Source organism: Pseudomonas sp. Irchel s3a12 (assembly GCF_900187485.1).
Classification (GTDB): Bacteria; Pseudomonadota; Gammaproteobacteria; order Pseudomonadales; family Pseudomonadaceae; genus Aquipseudomonas; species Aquipseudomonas neuropathica.
The window spans coordinates 49444-68156 of sequence record NZ_FYDN01000005.1 but is presented as its reverse complement, the minus strand read 5'-3'; the positions used below and the strand labels follow the sequence as shown (position 1 = coordinate 68156).

Genomic DNA, 18713 nt, shown 5'->3' with positions numbered 1-18713 from the left:
CCCGCTTTCGCGAGCAGGCTCGCTCCCACATTTGGAATGTGTTTCCCTGTGGGAGCGAGCCTGCTCGCGAATGGCTGCGCAGCAGCCCCGAACCCGATGGCGTATATTCGGCAAATCCCAATTGCCCGCGTATCCCGACCATGAAGCAGACCCCCACCGATCTCGAACAGATCACCGCGACCACCCTCGGCCATTACAACTCAGTGGCCGAAGACTTCCGTGAAGGCACCCGCGATCACGATGTCAGCCAGAACATTGATGCGTTGCTGCGGCATATTCAGGGCACGGCGCCATTCACGATTCTGGATTTTGGCTGCGGCCCAGGGCGGGATCTGCAAACGTTTACGCGCATGGGGCATGTCGCTGTGGGTCTCGACGGTTCGCAAGAGTTTGCGCGAATGGCCCGTGAGGACAGTGGCTGCGAGGTGCTGCAACAGGACTTTCTGAAGCTGGATCTGCCGGCCGAACGCTTCGACGGGATCTTCGCCAATGCGGTGCTGTTTCATGTGCCGCTGCAGGAGTTGTCGCGGGTGCTCAAGCAATTGCATGGCGCCCTGAAGCCCGGTGGCGTGCTGTTCAGCTCGAATCCACGCGGGGATAACCGTGAGGGCTGGAACGGGCCGCGCTATGGCTCGTATCACGATCTTGAGGCGTGGCAAGGGTTGCTGACGGCGGCAGGGTTTGTCGAGCTTGAGCATTACTATCGGCCGGCCGGGCTGCCGCGTGAGCAGCAGCCTTGGTTGGCCAGCGTTTGGCGTAAGGCTTGAGTCGAGTCAGAGAAAAGCCCCTCACCCCCAGCCCTCTCCCGGAGGGAGAGGGAGCCGATTGGGGGATATTTAAGCAGTACGCCGACCGGATCTAACTTAGCTGAACCCATAATCGACCCGATCCTTCAGGTCGATGGATAGCGTCAGACACCTACGTCAGTCCCCTCTCCCTTTGGGCGGTCCGACGTTTCGGGAGGGTTAGGGTGAGGGGCGCTGTTGACTCAATCCTTCTTCGGTTCGCGAATCTTGTACCAGGCCACATACAGCGCCGGCAGGAACAGCAGCGTCAGCAACGTCGCCACCACAATCCCGCCAATCATTGCGTAAGCCATCGGTCCCCAGAACACTTCCCGGGCAATCGGGATCATGCCCATGCTCGCCGCTGCCGCGGTCAACAGGATCGGCCGGCGCCGGTGCTCGGTCGCTTCCACCACCGCATCCCACGGCGCATAGCCTTTCTGCTCGAACTCATCGATCTGCGTCACGAGGATCACCGAGTTACGGATGATGATGCCGATCAGCGCGAGAATCCCCAGGATCGCCACGAAGCCCATCGGCGTGCCGGTCGGCACCAGCGCCAGCACTACGCCGATCAGCCCCAGCGGCGCGACACTGGCGACGAGGAACATCTTCTGCACGCTGTGCAACTGGATCATCAGGAAGGTCGCCATCAAAAACAGCATCAACGGCAAAACCTTGGCAATCGGCCCTTGGGCCTTGCCGCTTTCCTCGACCGTACCGCCGGTGGCGACCTTGTAGCCCACTGGCAGTTTGTCAGCGAAGGCATCAATCGACGGCTTGAGCAGTTTCACCAAATCGGTCGGCTGGATCTCGTCGCGCACCGAGGCCTTGATGGTGATGGTCGGCAAGCGGTCACGACGCCACACCAGCGGCTGCTCCAGTTCATAACGCACGGTGGCGAACGCCAGCAGCGGGATCGACGTGCCGTTGGGCGTAACGATCTGCAGATTCTGCAGGGTTTCCGGCGTACCGCGCTCCGAATTCACCGCCCGGCCGACCACATTGATCAGGTAGATGTCGTCGTTGACCTGGGTCAGAGGCGCGCCGCTGACGATGCTGTTCATCAGGTTCGCCACGTCTTCGGAGGACAACCCGAGTTGCCGCGCCTTGTCCTGGGCGATGTCGATGCGCAGAACTTTGCCCGGCTCGTTCCAGTCGTAAATGATCTCGCCGATGTGCGGGTTCTTGTCCAGTTCGGTGGCCAGGTCGATGGCGTGCTTGCGCACCTGATCGATGTCCTTGCCACTGACCCGGTACTGGATCGGACGCCCCACCGGCGGGCCCATTTCCAGCGCCTGGACGTAACTGCCGATGCCGACGAAGTCTTTGTGCAAGCGCTCACGCAGGCGTTGACTCAGGGCCTCGCGGGCTTCGAAGTCTTTGCTGACGATCACCAGTTGTGCGTAGTACGGGTTTTGCAATTGCTGGTCGAGCGGCAGGTAGAAACGGATCGCGCCCTGACCGATGTAGGTGCTCCAACGCACAATGTCCGCGTCGCCTTTGAGGGTTTCTTCCAACTTGTCGACGGCTTTGCGGGTTTCGTCAATCGAGGCGTTTTGCGGCAGGTTCAGGTCGACGAGAATTTCCGGCCGGTCCGAGGAAGGGAAGAACTGGTTCTGCACAAAGCGCATGCAAAACACTGCCAGCACGAACAGCAGCACGGTAATGCCGATGGCCCACCAGCGATTGCGCATCGCCCACAATAGACCGCCATTGAACGCACGCCCGACGCGGCCCGGCTCGGCTTCATGGGGTTTCACGTTGGCGCTGAGAATGTGCACGCCGATCACCGGAGCGAAGAACACCGCCACCACCCACGAAACCAGCATCGCCACAGCAATCACCGCAAACAGCGTGTAGGTGTACTCACCGGCGGAACTGGCGTTGAGGCCGATGGGCACGAAACCGGCGACCGTCACCAGCGTCCCGGTGAGCATCGGGAACGCCGTCGAGGTGTAGGCGAACGTCGCTGCCTCCTCCTTGCTCTCGCCCATTTCCAGGCGCGTGACCATCATCTCCACGGTGATCATCGCGTCGTCCACCAACAGACCGAGGGCGATGATCAAGGCACCGAGCGAAATCCGCTGCATGGTGATGCCACTGTATTCCATGAATACAAACACCATCGCCAGCACCAGCGGAATCGAGCACGCCACCACCAGGCCGGCGCGTACGCCGAGGCTGATGAAGCTGACCACCAGCACGATGATCACCGCTTCGAACAGGGCACTGGTAAAGCCACCGACCGCTTCTTCCACCACCACCGCCTGATCGGACACGGTGTGCACACCCACGCCAACCGGCAAGTCTGCGGTCAGTTCATCGATGCGTTGGTGCAACGCCTTGCCGAACTCCTGAACGTTGCCGCCCTTCTGCATGGCAATCGCCAGACCGATGGCCGGTTTGCCGTCGAAGCGGAATTCCGGGGTAGCCGGATCGGTGTAACCGCGAGTGATGTCGGCGATGTCAGCCAATCGATAGAAACGGTCGTTGAGCTTGAGATTGACCTCGGCCAGATCTTTCTCCGAGGCGAACTGCCCCGAGGTGCGCACGGAAATCCGCTCAGGGCCGGCCTCGATCACACCGGCCGGGGTCACGGCGTTCTGCGATTGCAGACTCTGCACAACCTGACGCTGATCGATACCCAACGCCGCCAGTTTGCGAGTAGAGAAGTTCAGATAAATCACTTCGTCCTGCTGGCCGATCATTTCGATCTTGCCCAGCCCCGGTACATTGCGGATCTCGGCCCGCGCCTGTTCTACGTAATCGCGCAACTGGCGCATGGTCAGGCCGTCGGCGGTGAAGGCGTAGACCGAGCCGAACACATCACCGAACTCGTCGTTGAACCCGGGCCCTTGAATACCTTTGGGGAACTGCCCGCGAATGTCGTCGATCTTCTTGCGCACCTGGTACCAGATTTCCGGGATGTCCTTGGCGCTGGTGGTGTCGCGCAGGTACACGTACACCGTCGATTCGCCGGGGCGCGTGTAACTTTTCACGTAGTCGAGGGAGTCGAGTTCTTCGAGTTTTTTCTCGATGCGGTCGGTGACCTGCGCGAGGGTTTCTTCCTGGGTCGCGCCCGGCCATTTGGTCTGGATCACCATGGTCTTGATGGTGAACGACGGATCTTCTTCGCGGCCCAGATTGAAGTACGAGAACACGCCCATCAGCAACGCGACGAACATCAGGTACCAGACGAATGACTGATGCTTGAGGGCCCATTCGGAGAGGTTGAAAGAGCCTTTCATTGACTGTCCTCGTCAAGTTTTACCGATTGTCCGGGTTTGAGGCTGTTGACGCCGGCGCTGACCACGCGCTCGCCGTTCTTCACGCCGCCCGCGAGCACTACGCTGCTGTCGGTGCGGCTGATCACGCTGACGTCGCGGGGGCTGACGGTTTTGCTCTGAGTGTCGATGACCCAGATCCGTAGTTTGCCGTCGACCTCCTGCAAAGCGGTAGCCGGCAATTCGATGCGCGGTTTGATCGCCGAACTGAGGGTCACGCTGATCGCCGTGCCGAGGCGGAAACCGTCCGGTGTCTCGGCCAGAGTCAGGCGTGCCCGACGAGTACGCGTGGCGCTTTGCGCCTGCGGTTCGATCTCGCGAAGGGTTGCCGTGGTGTTGATGCTCGGGTCGAGTTGCCCGGCCACCAGAAACACCACGTCGGAAGGAATCTGATCGACCAGGGTGTCGGGCAGATCGATCACCGCTTCCTTGATGTCCGGTTGCGCCAGAGTCACGACCTGCTGGCCCGCCGTCACCACTTGCCCAGCTTCGGCGTTCCACGCGGTGACCACGGCTTTATGGTCGGAACGCAGTTCGGTATAGCCGAGCTGGTCCTTGCTTTGATTGACCGCCGCCCGTGCCTGGTCCAGCGAGGCCTGGGTGGTTTTCAAGTCTGTGGTGGCGATGTCCAGTTGTGCCTGCGCCCCTACGCCACGATCAAACAGCGCCTGCTGACGGCGGGCATTGGCCTGGGCATTGATCAGTTGCGCCTGAACTCTGGCCAGGTCGCCCTGGGCCGAACGCAATTGGTTCTGCTGATCAGACGGATCGAGGGTGGCGAGCAGCGTGCCCTTTTGCACTTCGGTTCCGACATCGACGTTGCGGCTGGCGATGCGGCCACCAACGCGGAAACCGGTGTTGCTTTCATAACGCGCCTGGATGCTGCCGGCGAAACGCCCGAGGCTTTCCTCGCTCAACGCTTGAACTTTGACCGATAGCACCGGACGTACCGGCTCCGGAGGTGGCTCGCTTTTCGAGCAGGCCGCCAGCAACACACCCACGGATAACAGCCCCAGACGCTTCATGGCTGTGCTCCCGGTTGCAGATCCTTGTAGGTGTTTTCAGCGATTTCGACTTTCATGCCGGGATGCAGTAACTGTCCTCCGGCGACAATGACTTTCTCCCCGCCCTTGAGGCCTTCGCTGATGATGACCTTGCCGATCAGGTAGCGGCCGACGGTCACGTTGTGCAACTGCGCTTCACCTTTATCGTCGACCATCCACACCGCCGGATCACTGATGTTTTTAGTCAGCGCCGACCATGGCAATTCGACTGCCGACTTGCCGCTGCCCTTGGCGGTGGCGCTGACCACCGAGCCCAGCTGCATCCCTTGTGGCAGGCTGTCGAGGCTGACTTTGACTTGCACCGTGCCGGACTGCGCCGACACCGCCGGGGTGATTTCACGCACCGTGCCGGTGGTTTTGATGGCAGGGTTATCGAGCAGACTGACGACGATCGAGGGATCCGCAGGGCGCTCGGCCAGCAGTGATTCGTAGACATTGAACACCGCGTCACGGTCGCCATCGCGGGCCAACGAAAAAATCGGTGCCGTGGCCTGTACCACCTGGCCGACTTCGGCCTGACGCTCAGTGATCACGCCCGGGGCCTCGGCGATCAGTGCGGTGTAGCTGAGCTGATCTTTAGCGTTGGCCAATTGCGCCTGCGCCGCGCTCAAGGCGCTCTGGCTGCTGCGCAACGCGGCTTGGGCGGAATCGTATTCGCTCTGGCTGGTGTAGCCCTTGGGCAGCAGTTTTTGCTGGCGCACGAAGGCGGCCGCACTTTGTTTCACCCGGGCTTGTTCAGCGACGACTTGGGCCTGGGCCGAATCGACGTTGGTCTGCAAATCCTTGGGGTCGAGCTTGGCCAGCACTTGTTTGGCGGTGACCCGGTCGCCGACATCAACCATACGCTGGATGATCTTGCCGCCGACGCGGAACGACAGCTCGGTCTGCACGCGCGCCTGCACGTCACCGGTCAATGTCACCGCAGCGGCGTAATCCGTGGGTTTGACTTCCTGTACAAAGACCCTGGGCAGGTATTCCTCAGGGGCTTTTTTCTCGCCGCAGGCGGTCAGCAAAGTGAGCAGACTCAGCATGACCGCTGTTTTCAAACCGGGACTCGCCATGCAGACTCCTTCCTGTGTACGAACGTGCAAGTGACGATACGACTGTGAGCTTAGAACAGGGTTCCGCCTTCGCCTGCGCGATCACAACATTTCCCTGTAGGAGCTGCCGCAGGCTGCGATCTTTGCTTTTAAAGATCAACATCAAAAGATCGTCCGAACGCGGCCCGAGCCTTCGGCAGCCCCTACAATCGGCGTCTCAAGAGAAGAAATTCCATGCTCAACACTCTCGCGGTGGCCAACTATCGCTCGATCAATAAACTGGTAATTCCGCTGGGTCGTCTGAACCTGATCACCGGCCCCAACGGCAGCGGCAAGTCCAACCTCTACCGGGCCTTGCGCCTGCTGGCGGAAACCGCTCAGGGCGGGGTGGTTAATGCACTGGCCCGTGAAGGCGGACTGGAGTCGACCTTCTGGGCCGGGCCGGAAACCATCAGCCGGCGCATGCGTAACGGCGAAGTGCCGATCCAGTCGACGGTACGCCAAGGCGTTAAACGATTGCGCTTGGGGTTTGCCGGAGAAGACTTCAGTTATTCGATCAGCCTCGGGCTGCCCGACTCTAACGGGCACTTCATGTTGCCCGAACATTCGCGGCCGATCCCCTCGCGCTTCAGCCTCGACCCGCAGATCAAGCGCGAATGCATCTGGGCCGGCGCCCTTTACCGTCCGGCTAGCCTGTTGGTGGATCGTGACGGGCCGATGATCCGCGCACGCGCCGAGCGCCAATGGGATGTACTGGCGCAACACACGCCGAACTTCGACAGCCTCTTCGATCAGGTCGGCAGCCTGCGCAGCTCGCCGGAAGTGTTTCAGATGCGCGAGTTCATTCGCCGCTGGCGCTTTTACGATCACTTTCGCAGCGATGCCGATGCACCGGTGCGCCAGCCGCAATTGGGTACGCGCACGCCAGTGCTGCATCACGACGGCCGTGATCTGGCGGCGGCGTTGCAGACCATCATCGAGATTGGTGATGGCGATGCGATGCGTGCGGCGATTACCGATGCGTTTCCTGGCGCGCGGGTGCATATCGAAGCGCAGGCCGGTGGACGTTTTGCCATCGAGTTTTATCAGGAAGGTTTGTTGCGGCCGTTATCGGCGGCGGAGCTGTCGGACGGCACGTTGCGTTATTTGCTGTTGGTTGCGGCGCTACTGACGCCGAGGCCGCCGTCGCTGATGGTGCTGAACGAACCGGAGACCAGCCTGCACCCGGATCTGCTGCCAGCGTTGGCGCGGTTGATTATCCGTGCCTCGGAGCAGTGTCAGGTGTGGGTGGTGTCGCATGCGCGGCGGTTGATTTCGGCGTTGCAGGAAGACCCGGGTTGCAATTGCATCGTGCTGGAGAAAACCCTGGGGCAGACCGGGATTGTCGGCCAGCGGGTGCTGGATGAGCCGGCGTGGAACTGGCCGGATTGAGTGATTCAGGCAAAAGCCCCTCACCCTAACCCTCTCCCAAAGGGAGAGGGGACTGACCGAGTTGTTCTTTCGAGTTACGCCGACATGAAAGTCTCGAGTTGAACGCAGGTTTTGAAAAGCCCAGAGATCGGCTCCCTCTCCCACCGGGAGTAAGCTGGGGTGAGGTACTGATTGGGGGATGCTCAAGAGTGGCGCCGACGTGAAAATGCATCTGTGAATCCAAAATCGAAGTGACGCCGACGCGAAATGCGTCTGTGAATCCATAATCGACTCGGTTTGTCAGGTCGATGTCTGATGCAAGACACCTCGGTCGGCCCCCTCTCCCTCCGGGAGAGGGCTGGGGTGAGGGGCAAGCCTCACCACCGACCTGACAGGCAATCACCCCTGCCACTTGCCACCCTCGACAATCACGCTCTCAGGTTTGGTGTCATCACTCAGCTCTTTACGCACATATTGGTCGTACAGCTTGAGCAGATACTTCTCCTCACCCAGCTTGGTCAGCTCGGTATTCACCCAGTCACGCAGCTCGATATTGCCCTTCTTCACCGCTGGCGCAATCGGTGCTTCGGCGCCAAGTTTTTCATCCAGCACGCGATAGCCCGGGTTCTGCTTGGCCCAGCTGAACAACACCAGATTGTCCTGTGCGTACGCATCGCCACGACCATTGGCCAGAGCTTGCAGCGACTCGGAGTTTTTCTCGAACTTGAGCAATTTCCAGTCCGGGTGATTCTTGGTCAGCCAGATATCAGCAGTCGTGCCCGTAGTGACGATGGTAGTGCGGGTCGCCAGATCATCGAGGTTTTTCACCGCGCTGCTTTGCGGCACCAGCGCCTGCACCGCGACCTTGAGATTCGGGTTAGTAAACTCCACCGCTTCCTTACGCTCCGGGGTCACAGTCATGTTGGCGAGGATCAGGTCGACCTTGTCGCTTTGCAGGAAAGGGATGCGACTCGCCGGCTCGACGGCGACGAACTCGACCTTGTTTTCATCGCCAAGCAGATCCTTGGCGAAACGGCGGCCGATGTCGGTATCGAAACCGACGTAGCGCCCCGCTTCGTCGACAAAACCGAATGGTGGTTTATCGGTGAAGACACCGACAATCAACTTGTCGCGAGCCTTGATCTTCTCCAGGTAACCGGCCGGCGCGGTGCTTTCGCTGGCGACTTTCGGCTTTGGTGGTTCTTCGGTCTTGCTGCAACCGGCAAGTAAGGCGAGGCTCAGTAGGGGCAGTAAAAAAGCGGCAGTTTTCATAACAGTTCCAGTTCCTTTGTCGGATTCGTTTTTGGCAGTGTTGCCACGAAGGAGAACTTCTCCAGAAACTGCTGCGCGCGTGCGGTTTGCGGGTTCGTAAAGAAAATCTCGGGCGGGTTCTGTTCAAGGATGCGCCCGGCATCCATGAACACGATGCGATCGGCCACCGCGCGAGCGAAGGCCATTTCATGGGTGACGATCAACAGGGTCATGCCTTCGCGGGCCAGGCCCTGAATGACCTGCAAAACTTCCTTGACCATTTCCGGGTCGAGGGCGGCGGTGACTTCGTCGAAGAGCATCACCCGTGGGTTCATGCACAGCGAGCGGACGATGGCGATGCGTTGCTGCTGGCCGCCAGAGAGCTGACGCGGGAAGGCATCGCGCTTGTCCGCCAGGCCAACGCGTTCGAGCAGCGCTTCGGCTTGCTGCTGCGCTTCGCGGCGCTGACGTTTTTGCACCTTCAGCGGACCGAGCAGCAAATTGTCGAGCACACTCATGTGCGGGAACAGGTGATAACTCTGGAACACCATGCCGATCTGCTGGCGGATCTCGCGCCAGTCGGTGGACTTGTCCAGCAGCTCGCGGCCGACAAATTTCAGGCTGCCGCTGTGGGCTTCCTCCAGACCATTGAGGCAACGCAGCAAGGTGCTTTTGCCGCAACCGCTGGGGCCGAGGATGACGATCACTTCGCCACTCTGCACTTGCAGGTCGATGCCGTTGAGCACCTGCTGCTCGCCGTAGAATTTGTTGAAACCGTGAAACTCGATCAATGCGCTCATGCTTGCGTCCAGCGCCGCTCCAGCACGCGCGAAGCGGCCGAGAGCGGGTAGCAGATAAAAAAGAAAAACAGGAACAGCGCGCCGTAGATCAGCACCGATTCGTAAGTGCGCTCGATGATCTGCTGGCCGACCTTGATCACATCGACCACACCGATCAGTACCGCCAATGAGCTGGTCTTGATGATCCGCGTATAGACGTTGATGGTCGGCGGCGTCATGCGCTTCAACGCTTGCGGCAGCAGTACGTAGCCATAAAGTTGTGCGGCGTTTAGGCCGATCGACAGCCCCGCTTCACGCTGCCCGCGCGGCAGAGAATGCAATGCGCCGCGCGCCACCTCGCCGACCTCGCTGGCGCCCCACAGCGACAGCACCAGCACCGCGCACCAAAAGCTGGGAATACTCAGGCCGAAGAAAATCGGCAGACCGAAGAACAACAGATACAACCAGACCAGCACCGGGATCGCCCGGAACAGTTCCAGATACACGCGCAAAATCGCGTTCAGCCATGTCACGTTAAGCGTGCGCAACACGCCGTAAAGCACGCCGCCGACAGTGCTGATGGCGATGCTCAGAAAAGATATCGACAAGGTTTGTCCGGCGCCTTTGGCCAATTGCGGCAACGACACCCAGAGCAGCTCAAGACCCGAACTGGCCATGCTGGAGCCTCCTTTCCAGACGGCTGAGCAGCAACGACAGCGGCAAGAACAACAGCACGCAGATCAGCGTCAGCACGGCGAGCATTTCGTAGGTTTTGTAATAGAGCGCAATGTAGCTCTTGGTGGTGTAGAGAATTTCCGGCACCGCCACCGCCGAAACCACAGTGGTTTCCTTGAGCAGGAAAATGAAATTGGCGAACAGCGACGGCAGGCTGAGAATCCCCGCTTGCGGCAGGATCACGTAGCGCAGCAACTGGCCGTGGGACAGGCCGATGGAACGCCCCGATTCCAGTTGCGCTTGCGGCACCGCATCGACGCCGGCACGCAGTACTTCGGTGAGGTAAGCGCCGCCGAGGAAGGTCATGGTGATGATCGCGGCGGTGAAACCGGAAACCTGGATCCCCACGGCCGGCAAGGCGAAGTAGACGAAAAACAACTGGATCAACAGCGGCGTGTTGCGCGCCAGTTCCACATACAGCCCGACCAGTTTTTGCAGATACGGCGTACGGAACACCAGAATCGTCGCGTTGAGCAGCGCCACCAGCAACGAGGTGCCTATGGCGATAAAACCGACCTGCAGCGTCACGCCCACGGCTTTGAGAAACGCCGGCAGGGTGCTGAGGATAAATGCGTAATCGAAGGTCATGAAACGTCCTGGACGCCGCTCGGTAAGCGACGGTGGTGCAGTCCATGGGCAGCGGGTGGCTGTCCGGCAAGCACCGACTTTATAGGTATAAAAACAAGAATTTAAATACCGTTAAAGCATATTGATATCACCCAAAAAACTATCTTGTGGGTTTGCCGGGAAGGAATAAGAAGGCTATTTTTCTTTGCGCTGTAGGACGGATCTTTTTTTCACGAAAGCCCTCCAAGGACGAACAGCTTTTGGCCAGACTCCCTCGGCCAAACCCATAACAAGGAAGAAAACATGGACGTAAAAGTGCCGCAGCGACTGGATCCGCAGGAAATTTTGAAATTGTTGGTGGCGTTGAGGCGGGCGTTGAAGGCCACAGCGTAAATCAAAAGCCCCTCACCCCAGCCCTCTCCCGGAGGGAGAGGGGGCTGACCGAGGTGTCTGGCGTCATACATCGACCTGAAAGACCGAGTCGATTATGGATTCGGCAGAGATCGTTCACGTCGGCGTACTTCCACAGCATCCCCCAATCAGTCCCTTCTCCCTCTGGGCGGTCCGACGTTTCGGGAGGGCTAGGGTGAGGGGCTTTTCAACGCACACACAAAAACGCCGATGCCCATCACTGGCCATCGGCGTTTTCACACCTTGAAGGGGGTGGTTCAAGCGTCAGATCAGAACGCCGGCAGTACCGCGCCGTTGTACTTCTTCTCGATGAACGCTTTGACTTCCGGGCTGGTCAGGGCTTTGGCCAGTTTCTGGATCGCGTCGCTGTTCTTGTTGTCCTCACGGGCCACCAGGAAGTTCACGTACGGCGAATCAGCACCTTCAATCACCAGCGCATCTTTCTGCGGGTTCAACTTGGCTTCCAGCGCGTAGTTGGTGTTGATCATGTCCAGATCAACTTCTTTCAGAACGCGTGGCAGCAGGGCCGACTCCAGTTCCTTGAACTTGAAGTTGTGCGGGTTCTTGGCGATGTCTTTTGGCGTTGCCAGAGCGTTCTTCGGGTCTTTCAGCTCGATCAGGCCAGCCTTCTGCAGCAGGATCAGTGCGCGGCCGCTGTTGCTACCTTCGTTCGGGATGGCGATGGTGGCGCCGTCCGGCAGTTCAGCCAGGGTCTTGTACTTGCTCGAGTAACCACCGAACGGTTCAACGTGCACGCCCTGCACGGTCACCAGGTACTTGGACTTGTCGTCCTTGTATTTGCCCTGGTTGAAGCTGTTCAGGTACGGCAGGGTTTGGAAGTAGTTGGCGTCCAGACGCTTCTCGCCAACCTGTACGTTCGGCTGAACGTAGTCGGTGAACACTTTGATTTCCAGATCCACGCCTTCTTTGGCCAAGGTCGGTTTAATCAGCTCAAGGATTTCAGCGTGCGGAACCGGGGTCGCGGCAACCACCAGTTTTTCGCCAGCATTGGCCAGGGAAGCAGTCAAAGCAGCCGCCAATGCGGTAAACAACAGAACCTTTTTCATGCAGTGTCCTTATCGAAAATCACGGTCGTCATCGACGACGGCATTAATACGTGTGCCAGTGAAGTGATATCGCTGGCGTGGGGCGGACAATACCGGGATTTTTTATTCCCGGACAATAACGTTTATTCAGCTTCATATTCCATTTTGTTCATGTTGAACGAAACGGTTACAACCCCTCACTCAAACGAATCAGCAAATCTTTCAATGCCTTACGCTCGGCGACGCTGCCGCCGATGTTGATTTGTGCAACCAGCCGTTCGATCTGAAGCTGCGGCCCAGACGCTTCGGGCAGATTCAGGTGCTCCGGAAGAATCTCGTCGCCCGTGCTCACCAGCAACGCAAAATGAATGACGTTTTCCAGCTCGCGGGTGTTGCCCGGCCAACTGTGTTGTTCGAGCACGTGCTGCGCCGCTTCGCTGATCAGCGGCACGGGAAGGTCGAGACGCTGGCTGTAGATACCGAGGAAATACTCGGCCAACGACAGGATATCGCCGGTACGCGCACGTAACGCCGGCAATTCGAGGTGGCCCTCGCTGAGGTAGTGATAAAGGCGCTCGTGGAATTTCCCGGCGTCCACCGCTTGCGCCAGATCGATGCTGGTGGCCGCGACCAGCCGCACATCCACCGGACTCGGCTGATGCGCACCGACACGGGTGACTTCGTGATTCTCCAGGGCAGCGAGCAATTTGATTTGAATCGGCAGCGGCAGATCGCCGATTTCATCCAGATACAAGGTGCCGCCGTTGGCCGAACCGAACCAGCCTGCACGGCTGCTGGCCGAGCCGCTGTAACTGCCGGCAGCGTAGCCGAACAGCTCGGCATCAGCGTAGGTCGGGCTGATCGCCCCGCAATTGACCGAAACGAACAGACCGCTGCGGTCACTGGCGCGATGGATGTGCCGGGCGAGCAGTTCTTTACCCGTACCGGTCTCGCCACGGATCAATACCGAAGTCGAGCGCGGCGCCAGTTGCTCTAGCTCCTCACGCAGTTGACGCGAGCGCGGATCGACGAACACCAGCGCCTTGGCGCGAATGCTCAGGGGGCTTTTTTCCGCATCGGGAAAGGTCAGCAACGGCTGACCGAAGGTTTCGAAACTCATGGCAGGCTCCCGCCCAAAACCGCCGGCAGACGGGGGCGTTGAAAGAAAAAAGGTCAGGCGCGGCGGCGGGCGTGGTGTTCCATACGGTTTTGCAGGCGATAGAGATAAGCAAAACCCTGCTCCCAACGCTGATGCCCGGACTTGACGTTGATGTGTCCGGCACCGGCGAGAATTCCCGCCTCGGCACCCCAGTTGCGCGCCAGCTCCAGTGCGCGCGGCGCACTCACGGCGGCGTCGTTGTCGGAGCTGACGACCTGGCTCGGAAACGGCAGCAGATCAGTCGGAATCGGCGCGAAATTGCGCAGCGCCGGTGCACACGCCGGACGCTCGACATCTGCCGGCGCGACCAACAAGGCGCCACGCACCTGACGCAGGTATTGCAGAGGCGCAGTGGCTGCCCAATGGGCAACGGTGATGCAGCCGAGGCTGTGGGCGATAAGAATGACAGGCGTGCTGTCAGCGGCAATCGCCTCGGCCAGTGCCGCCACCCAGTCTTCACGACGCGGCGTCAGCCAGTCGGCCTGCTCGACCCGCGCGCTGTTCGGCAGGCTGTTCTGCCAGTGGCTTTGCCAATGATCTTCTGGCGATCCTTGCCAGCCCGGCACAATCAGGTAGCGGATTGATTCGTTGCGCATGGGGAGCTCTCCTGCGTCGTGTCTGTTCCTGGACGAGTATAGGGAGGGGATTTATATTCGTTAAGGAATAAGAAGCTATTTATTAAGACCTGAATTGAATATGAGATGTGTGCATGGCTGGAAATCTTTTCCCCCTCACCCCAGCCCTCTCCCCCACGGGGGGCGAGGGGGAAAGGGAGCCGATCTTCATGCCGTTCAAATCTTGAGTTCGGCTCGAAATCTCAGGTCGGCGTACCTCGAACAATCACCTCGGTCAGTCCCCTCTCCCTCTGGGAGAGGGTTCTGCTTTTAATGCCAGAAATAAAAAAAGGGCCGCACCCTGCCAAGGAGACGGCCCCGGAAAAACGTAAATCCTGTTACCGCGCGGTAATCACCGACAACTTGGTAATCCCCGCCCGTTCAATCGAAGCCATCGCCCGCGCCACTTCGCCGTAGTTCACCCCGTCATCGGCCTGCAATTGCACGCGCACTTCCGGGTCCTTGGCCTTGGCCGACTTGAGGTTGAATTCGAGCATGTCAGGCTGAATCTCGTCCTTGTTGATAAACAGCTTGCCGGCGCCATCGATGCTCACCACCAGCGGGTCCTTCTGCTCGACCGGCGCCACCGCTTCGGTCTTCGGCAGGTTGATCGGAATCGCGTTGGTCAGCAGCGGCGCTGTGACGATAAACACCACCAGCAGCACCAGCATCACGTCCACCAGCGGGGTCACGTTGATCTCGCTGAGTACCTCATCACTGTCTTGCGTGGAGAAGGCCATATCAGGACGCCTCCTTCACTTTTGCTGCGTTGCCCGGCGTTGCGACCTTGTGCGCCGTCGGGTGGATCAACACGCGGAACGCACTCTTCTGCGCCAGGCTGTAGAAGTCGTGGGCGAAGTCATCCAGATCCGCCGCCGTCAGTTTCAACCGACGCAAAAAGTAGTTGTAAACCAGCACCGCCGGCACCGCGACGGCGATCCCCACACCCGTGGCGACCAGTGCCGCACCGATTGGCCCGGCGACCGTTTCCAGGCTCGCCGAACCTGCGGCGCTGATGCCTTTCAACGCTTCCATGATTCCCCACACCGTGCCGAACAAACCAATGAACGGCGACGTACTGCCAATACTCGCGACCACCGCCAGGCCCGTTTCCAGCGAACGGCGTTCGCGAACGATCTGCTGACGCAATGCGCGCTCGAGGCGATCCTGGTGGTTGATCGCCTGGCTCAAATCATTCGCCTGTGGCGTCTCGCCCACCTGAATCGCCGCGTAACCGGCCTGTGCCACCCGCGCTGCAGCGCCGGGTTGGGTCTCGCTCAATTCAGCGGCTGAATCGAGACTCGACGCCGCCCAGAAACGCTTATGAAAACGCCGATCCTGCGCCTTCAGCCGCCCGAACTGCACAGCCTTGAGCAGTGCCAGGCCCCAGGTAGCGACGGAAAAAACCACCAGCAGCCAGATCACCGCGCTTTCGATGGATTCCAGTGGAGATGCCAGTAACGTCATGATGATTCCCTCGTGTAAACGTTTCGCGCGAATTTGGTTTCGGTTTAATGAATCTTGAAATCGATGGGCACGCTGACCCAGCCGTCCTGGGCGACATCACCCTGCTTGGCCGGGACGAAACTCCAACGTTTGACGGCGTTCAGCGCCGCGTCGTCGAGCTGTTGCCGGCCACTGCTTTTGGCTATCTGGATCTCACCCGGTTTGCCGCTGGCCAACACATGCACACGCAGCAACACCGTGCCTTCCCAACCGCGACGCTGAGCCAGCGACGGGTATTCCGGTGCCGGGTTTTTCAGGTATGCGGCGTTCGCTGAGGCCGGGGTTACCGGTGCCGGCGCGGGGGGAGCAGGTGGCGCTGGCGCTGCAACCGGGGCTGCCGGTTGTGGCGGCGCGGGTGGTTGCTCGACGGCTTTCGGCGCTGGCTTGGGGGCCTGTTTAATCACCGGTTTGGGTTTCGGAACGGGTTTTGGCGGCGGTGGTTTTACCGCCAGTTCGTCTTCTACCGGCGGCGGTGGCTCAACCACAGGCGCAGGTGGGGGCGGCTCGACAACCGGTGGTGCTGGTGGTGCCGGGCGCGAGAATTCGATAGTCATCGGCGGAATTTCCGGCGGCACGATCGGCAGCACCGGCGTCGGCTTCTGGCTGATCCAGTAGATCACCGCGCCATGCACCACCAATGCGAGCACGCCGAGCAGAAGGATTTCGCGCCGACTCAAAATACCTTTGGGCGCACGCTGCAAACGCAGCTGTCCCAACGGCACACGATGCGGCCGGCCGAGATCGACCAACTCGCCACCCGGCGTCTGACGCCACAGCAATTCCTCTGCGCTGGCGGCGGTCTGGACATTGCCCATTGATTCACTCCCTGCGGTCTTTTTGCGTTCTCTACAAAAACTGCCGATCAACCGTTTGTTGAATCCCCCACGGCGAATCGATGGATGAATCATTGGGCTTGGCGCTTATCTCCGAAAGTAATCTTTAACGTTATGCATAGGCCTTTATGGAATATGAAAAATGATCAATTCCGCCAAAGCCGCGTGCTACGCGGGCTGCAGCGATGCATGAAAAAATGCATGCTTTTCAGGCATTAAAAGTATTCATGCAACGCATCAAATTCACCTGACCCGGTTTTGCAGGACGACTAATACCAAGTAGATAGTTGATTATTATTTTCTAAAAACAAAAAAAGGCCGGGCACTTTCGTGCGCCGGCCTTTTTGTTCAATCAGCTTTTATTGCTTGACGAACTCCCCTGCCACGCCAACAACATCACCATCAAAGTTTGTGCGCGAACCAACCGCACGAACTTTTGAATAATTGTGATCCGGCGAGAACAATGTCCAGGACTGATAACCAGTGCCGTCATTCAGAGCCGTGAACGTGATGATCGTAGGCTGCCCGGTGCTGTTCTGGAAATGGTAGTGCCCGTAAGCAATGTCGTAATTCACGCCGTTCTGACTGAATTTACCGCTGAAGGTGCCGTTGGAATCGTTGCCATCGGTAATCGTCAGTTTGGCGCCAGCGTTAGCGTTTACATAATTGCCATTAATGCTCGACATAACGAGATTTCCTTTATCGTTGGATAAGTGTCTTCCGATGAGAGCAAGTTTCCTCCTGGAAACTCACGACAGTCAGAATGGTTGCACATTCAATTATTGTCCACGCGAGCTACTAACGAAATTGCAATAAGCACTATTCAACCCGCTCATAACTTATCGCCGTTCGATCGAGCATTAATTCCAATTCAACTAACGGCTGGCATTGGTTTGCTGCACACCGACAACCGGGGCATTAACCGCCGTCTCGGAGCGTGGCGTACCCGTTGGCACCCAGTCATAACTCACAGGCAGTGCCCGATACACCCAGTTGCTGATCGCGTCGCTGCCCGGCGCCTTGCCGAGATAGGGGCTGACGTATTCCCAGACGTTCTCACCGTTGGCCGTCACTTGGAAAAACCGCCCGTTCATGCCTTCATCGATTAACGTATTGCCGTTGGGCAAGCGCCGCGCGCTGCTGATAAACGAGCTGTAGAACGCCCACCCCGGTTGCTTCGAATTGGCCGCGCTGTACTGCCAGACGATCTCGCTTTTCACCGGGTCGATTTCCAATACCCGCGAGCCGGAAATCAGCCCGAGGGTGACGTTCGGATAACCCGCCGATCCCTGGTTATCGAACACCAGCACGTTACCTGCGCCAGGCAATCCTGCCGGAATGATGTGCGCATCATGCTGACCGACAAACTGATCCACCGGACGCGGCAATTTCTGCGCGGTTTTCGGGTTGATCAGCGGCAAATTCGGGCCAAGACGCCAGACCACTTTGCCGCTGTTTTTATCGATGATCGCGATGAAGTTGGCATTGCGTGAATCGATCAACAGGTTGTCCGGATTGAAGCGCTTGTCACCGGAATCGAACCACTTGTTCGGCCCGACCAGGCTGAGGTTGTTGATATGCAGGTAGTCCGGATTTTCACTGGCGCGCACCAGCTTCAACTGCTCGGCGGTGAAGCCGAATTCATTGAGATGCTCCGAGGCCAGCCACTGCCATTTCACCGCACCGTCGGGGCTGACTTCATAGATCGCATCATCGATCACCTCGGGCACTTTGAAGCCTTTGACCTTGTGCACCTTGTTCGCCAGCACCACGGTGTTGCCGTTGCTCAAACGGCGCTGATCATGGTGCTGTTGCGCGGCGCCACCGGGCGCCTTGTCGCCCCATTGCCAGATGACTTTGCCATTCCAGTCCAGCTCGCCAACGCTCTGATTGTCCAGCCCGTTGCCGGCCGAACCGAGTTTGCCGGGATCCTTTTCACTCAATTGCAGCAGCACATGGCCGCGCTCACCGCCAACCAGTTTTGGGTCGATGATCGCCGACGGAAAACCTGCCTGTGGCCAGGTTTTCACCTCGTTGCCGTTCATGTCGATCAGGTGCGTCTGTTTGTCCGCGCCGCTGAAAATCACGTACTGATTGAAGGCCTTGTTCGGGTCATAACGGGTCACGCCGGTCGGGTAAACACTTGGTGCGGCGAAGGCGCCGGCACTGAGCACTGCGCCGGACAGCAACACCGGCAAAGCCGTTTTGATACGCAACATGATGCAG

At 59.0% G+C, this 18713-nt stretch carries 17 protein-coding genes; 2 read left to right on the top strand and 15 right to left on the bottom strand.

Features of this window, described 5'->3' with window-relative positions; all coding sequences use genetic code 11:
* Positions 1 to 140 precede the first annotated feature (140 nt).
* Entirely contained in the window at positions 141 to 767 is a 627-nt protein-coding gene (locus CKW14_RS10150) for a bifunctional 2-polyprenyl-6-hydroxyphenol methylase/3-demethylubiquinol 3-O-methyltransferase UbiG (RefSeq protein ID WP_095047079.1), read from the top strand.
* Between the two features lie 221 nt (positions 768 to 988).
* Here the strand turns inward: CKW14_RS10150 and CKW14_RS10145 are convergent, their stop codons facing one another.
* Genes CKW14_RS10145 through CKW14_RS10135 form a run of 3 tightly spaced genes read right to left on the bottom strand, consistent with a single transcriptional unit; the run spans position 989 to position 6197 of the window.
* Positions 989 to 4036 carry an efflux RND transporter permease subunit gene (locus tag CKW14_RS10145; protein WP_095125259.1) on the bottom strand — a complete coding sequence of 1016 codons (3048 nt, stop codon included), beginning with the start codon at positions 4034 to 4036 and terminating at the stop codon, positions 989 to 991.
* On the bottom strand, positions 4033 to 5097 hold the full coding sequence (locus tag CKW14_RS10140; RefSeq protein WP_095047077.1) for an efflux RND transporter periplasmic adaptor subunit: 1065 nt from the start codon (positions 5095 to 5097) through the stop codon (positions 4033 to 4035). Before CKW14_RS10140 ends, CKW14_RS10145 begins: the two co-directional genes overlap by 4 nt.
* Positions 5094 to 6197 (bottom strand): efflux RND transporter periplasmic adaptor subunit, encoded by a 1104-nt coding sequence (locus CKW14_RS10135; protein WP_095125258.1) that lies wholly within the window; start codon positions 6195 to 6197, stop codon positions 5094 to 5096. The genes CKW14_RS10140 and CKW14_RS10135 overlap by 4 nt, the downstream gene beginning before the upstream one ends.
* Positions 6198 to 6410: 213 nt before the next feature.
* Between CKW14_RS10135 and CKW14_RS10130 the strand changes: the two genes are divergently transcribed.
* Positions 6411 to 7607, top strand: a complete 1197-nt coding sequence (locus CKW14_RS10130) for an AAA family ATPase (RefSeq protein WP_095125257.1) — start codon at positions 6411 to 6413, stop codon at positions 7605 to 7607.
* A gap of 378 nt (positions 7608 to 7985) precedes the next feature.
* Here CKW14_RS10130 and CKW14_RS10125 read toward each other — a convergent pair whose 3' ends face one another.
* The 12 genes from CKW14_RS10125 to CKW14_RS10070 all read right to left on the bottom strand — a co-directional run bounded on the left by CKW14_RS10125 (position 7986) and on the right by CKW14_RS10070 (position 18706).
* Positions 7986 to 8858: a transporter substrate-binding domain-containing protein gene (locus CKW14_RS10125; RefSeq protein ID WP_095047075.1), complete on the bottom strand. Its 873-nt coding sequence runs from the start codon at positions 8856 to 8858 to the stop codon at positions 7986 to 7988.
* Positions 8855 to 9637, bottom strand: a complete 783-nt coding sequence (locus CKW14_RS10120; protein WP_095047074.1) for an amino acid ABC transporter ATP-binding protein — start codon at positions 9635 to 9637, stop codon at positions 8855 to 8857. Before CKW14_RS10120 ends, CKW14_RS10125 begins: the two co-directional genes overlap by 4 nt.
* Positions 9634 to 10293 (bottom strand): amino acid ABC transporter permease, encoded by a 660-nt coding sequence (locus tag CKW14_RS10115; RefSeq protein WP_007918714.1) that lies wholly within the window; start codon positions 10291 to 10293, stop codon positions 9634 to 9636. Before CKW14_RS10115 ends, CKW14_RS10120 begins: the two co-directional genes overlap by 4 nt.
* The gene (locus CKW14_RS10110) at positions 10274 to 10939 is read right to left on the bottom strand and encodes an amino acid ABC transporter permease (protein ID WP_008083580.1); all 666 of its coding nucleotides are present in this window, start codon (positions 10937 to 10939) and stop codon (positions 10274 to 10276) included. Before CKW14_RS10110 ends, CKW14_RS10115 begins: the two co-directional genes overlap by 20 nt.
* A gap of 659 nt (positions 10940 to 11598) precedes the next feature.
* Entirely contained in the window at positions 11599 to 12396 is a 798-nt protein-coding gene (locus tag CKW14_RS10105) for a MetQ/NlpA family ABC transporter substrate-binding protein (RefSeq protein ID WP_007918708.1), read from the bottom strand.
* A gap of 166 nt (positions 12397 to 12562) precedes the next feature.
* A complete protein-coding gene (locus CKW14_RS10100) occupies positions 12563 to 13495 on the bottom strand; it encodes a sigma 54-interacting transcriptional regulator (protein ID WP_095047071.1) in 933 nt (310 codons plus the stop codon).
* A 53-nt stretch (positions 13496 to 13548) separates the two neighbouring features.
* The gene (locus CKW14_RS10095) at positions 13549 to 14130 is read right to left on the bottom strand and encodes an alpha/beta hydrolase (RefSeq protein ID WP_095047070.1); all 582 of its coding nucleotides are present in this window, start codon (positions 14128 to 14130) and stop codon (positions 13549 to 13551) included.
* A gap of 356 nt (positions 14131 to 14486) precedes the next feature.
* Positions 14487 to 14888, bottom strand: coding sequence for a biopolymer transporter ExbD (locus tag CKW14_RS10090; RefSeq protein ID WP_095125256.1), 402 nt, complete (start codon positions 14886 to 14888; stop codon positions 14487 to 14489).
* A gap of 1 nt (position 14889) precedes the next feature.
* Positions 14890 to 15615: a MotA/TolQ/ExbB proton channel family protein gene (locus tag CKW14_RS10085; protein WP_093440486.1), complete on the bottom strand. Its 726-nt coding sequence runs from the start codon at positions 15613 to 15615 to the stop codon at positions 14890 to 14892.
* A 44-nt stretch (positions 15616 to 15659) separates the two neighbouring features.
* Positions 15660 to 16469 (bottom strand): energy transducer TonB, encoded by an 810-nt coding sequence (locus tag CKW14_RS10080; RefSeq protein WP_095125255.1) that lies wholly within the window; start codon positions 16467 to 16469, stop codon positions 15660 to 15662.
* Positions 16470 to 16846: 377 nt separating this feature from the next.
* The gene (locus tag CKW14_RS10075) at positions 16847 to 17173 is read right to left on the bottom strand and encodes a hypothetical protein (protein ID WP_034151843.1); all 327 of its coding nucleotides are present in this window, start codon (positions 17171 to 17173) and stop codon (positions 16847 to 16849) included.
* A 189-nt stretch (positions 17174 to 17362) separates the two neighbouring features.
* Entirely contained in the window at positions 17363 to 18706 is a 1344-nt protein-coding gene (locus tag CKW14_RS10070) for an aryl-sulfate sulfotransferase (RefSeq protein WP_095125254.1), read from the bottom strand.
* Positions 18707 to 18713 lie beyond the last annotated feature (7 nt).

Excerpts from the sequence above, each read along its gene's own strand:
- CKW14_RS10150 (WP_095047079.1), top strand. The coding sequence starts at position 141 with ATGAAGCAGACCCCCACCGATCTCGAACAGATCACCGCGACCACCCTC.
- CKW14_RS10145 (WP_095125259.1), bottom strand. The coding sequence starts at position 4,036 with ATGAAAGGCTCTTTCAACCTCTCCGAATGGGCCCTCAAGCATCAGTCA.
- CKW14_RS10140 (WP_095047077.1), bottom strand. The coding sequence starts at position 5,097 with ATGAAGCGTCTGGGGCTGTTATCCGTGGGTGTGTTGCTGGCGGCCTGC.
- CKW14_RS10135 (WP_095125258.1), bottom strand. The coding sequence starts at position 6,197 with ATGGCGAGTCCCGGTTTGAAAACAGCGGTCATGCTGAGTCTGCTCACT.
- CKW14_RS10130 (WP_095125257.1), top strand. The coding sequence starts at position 6,411 with ATGCTCAACACTCTCGCGGTGGCCAACTATCGCTCGATCAATAAACTG.
- CKW14_RS10125 (WP_095047075.1), bottom strand. The coding sequence starts at position 8,858 with ATGAAAACTGCCGCTTTTTTACTGCCCCTACTGAGCCTCGCCTTACTT.
- CKW14_RS10120 (WP_095047074.1), bottom strand. The coding sequence starts at position 9,637 with ATGAGCGCATTGATCGAGTTTCACGGTTTCAACAAATTCTACGGCGAG.
- CKW14_RS10115 (WP_007918714.1), bottom strand. The coding sequence starts at position 10,293 with ATGGCCAGTTCGGGTCTTGAGCTGCTCTGGGTGTCGTTGCCGCAATTG.
- CKW14_RS10110 (WP_008083580.1), bottom strand. The coding sequence starts at position 10,939 with ATGACCTTCGATTACGCATTTATCCTCAGCACCCTGCCGGCGTTTCTC.
- CKW14_RS10105 (WP_007918708.1), bottom strand. The coding sequence starts at position 12,396 with ATGAAAAAGGTTCTGTTGTTTACCGCATTGGCGGCTGCTTTGACTGCT.
- CKW14_RS10100 (WP_095047071.1), bottom strand. The coding sequence starts at position 13,495 with ATGAGTTTCGAAACCTTCGGTCAGCCGTTGCTGACCTTTCCCGATGCG.
- CKW14_RS10095 (WP_095047070.1), bottom strand. The coding sequence starts at position 14,130 with ATGCGCAACGAATCAATCCGCTACCTGATTGTGCCGGGCTGGCAAGGA.
- CKW14_RS10090 (WP_095125256.1), bottom strand. The coding sequence starts at position 14,888 with ATGGCCTTCTCCACGCAAGACAGTGATGAGGTACTCAGCGAGATCAAC.
- CKW14_RS10085 (WP_093440486.1), bottom strand. The coding sequence starts at position 15,615 with ATGACGTTACTGGCATCTCCACTGGAATCCATCGAAAGCGCGGTGATC.
- CKW14_RS10080 (WP_095125255.1), bottom strand. The coding sequence starts at position 16,469 with ATGGGCAATGTCCAGACCGCCGCCAGCGCAGAGGAATTGCTGTGGCGT.
- CKW14_RS10075 (WP_034151843.1), bottom strand. The coding sequence starts at position 17,173 with ATGTCGAGCATTAATGGCAATTATGTAAACGCTAACGCTGGCGCCAAA.
- CKW14_RS10070 (WP_095125254.1), bottom strand. The coding sequence starts at position 18,706 with ATGTTGCGTATCAAAACGGCTTTGCCGGTGTTGCTGTCCGGCGCAGTG.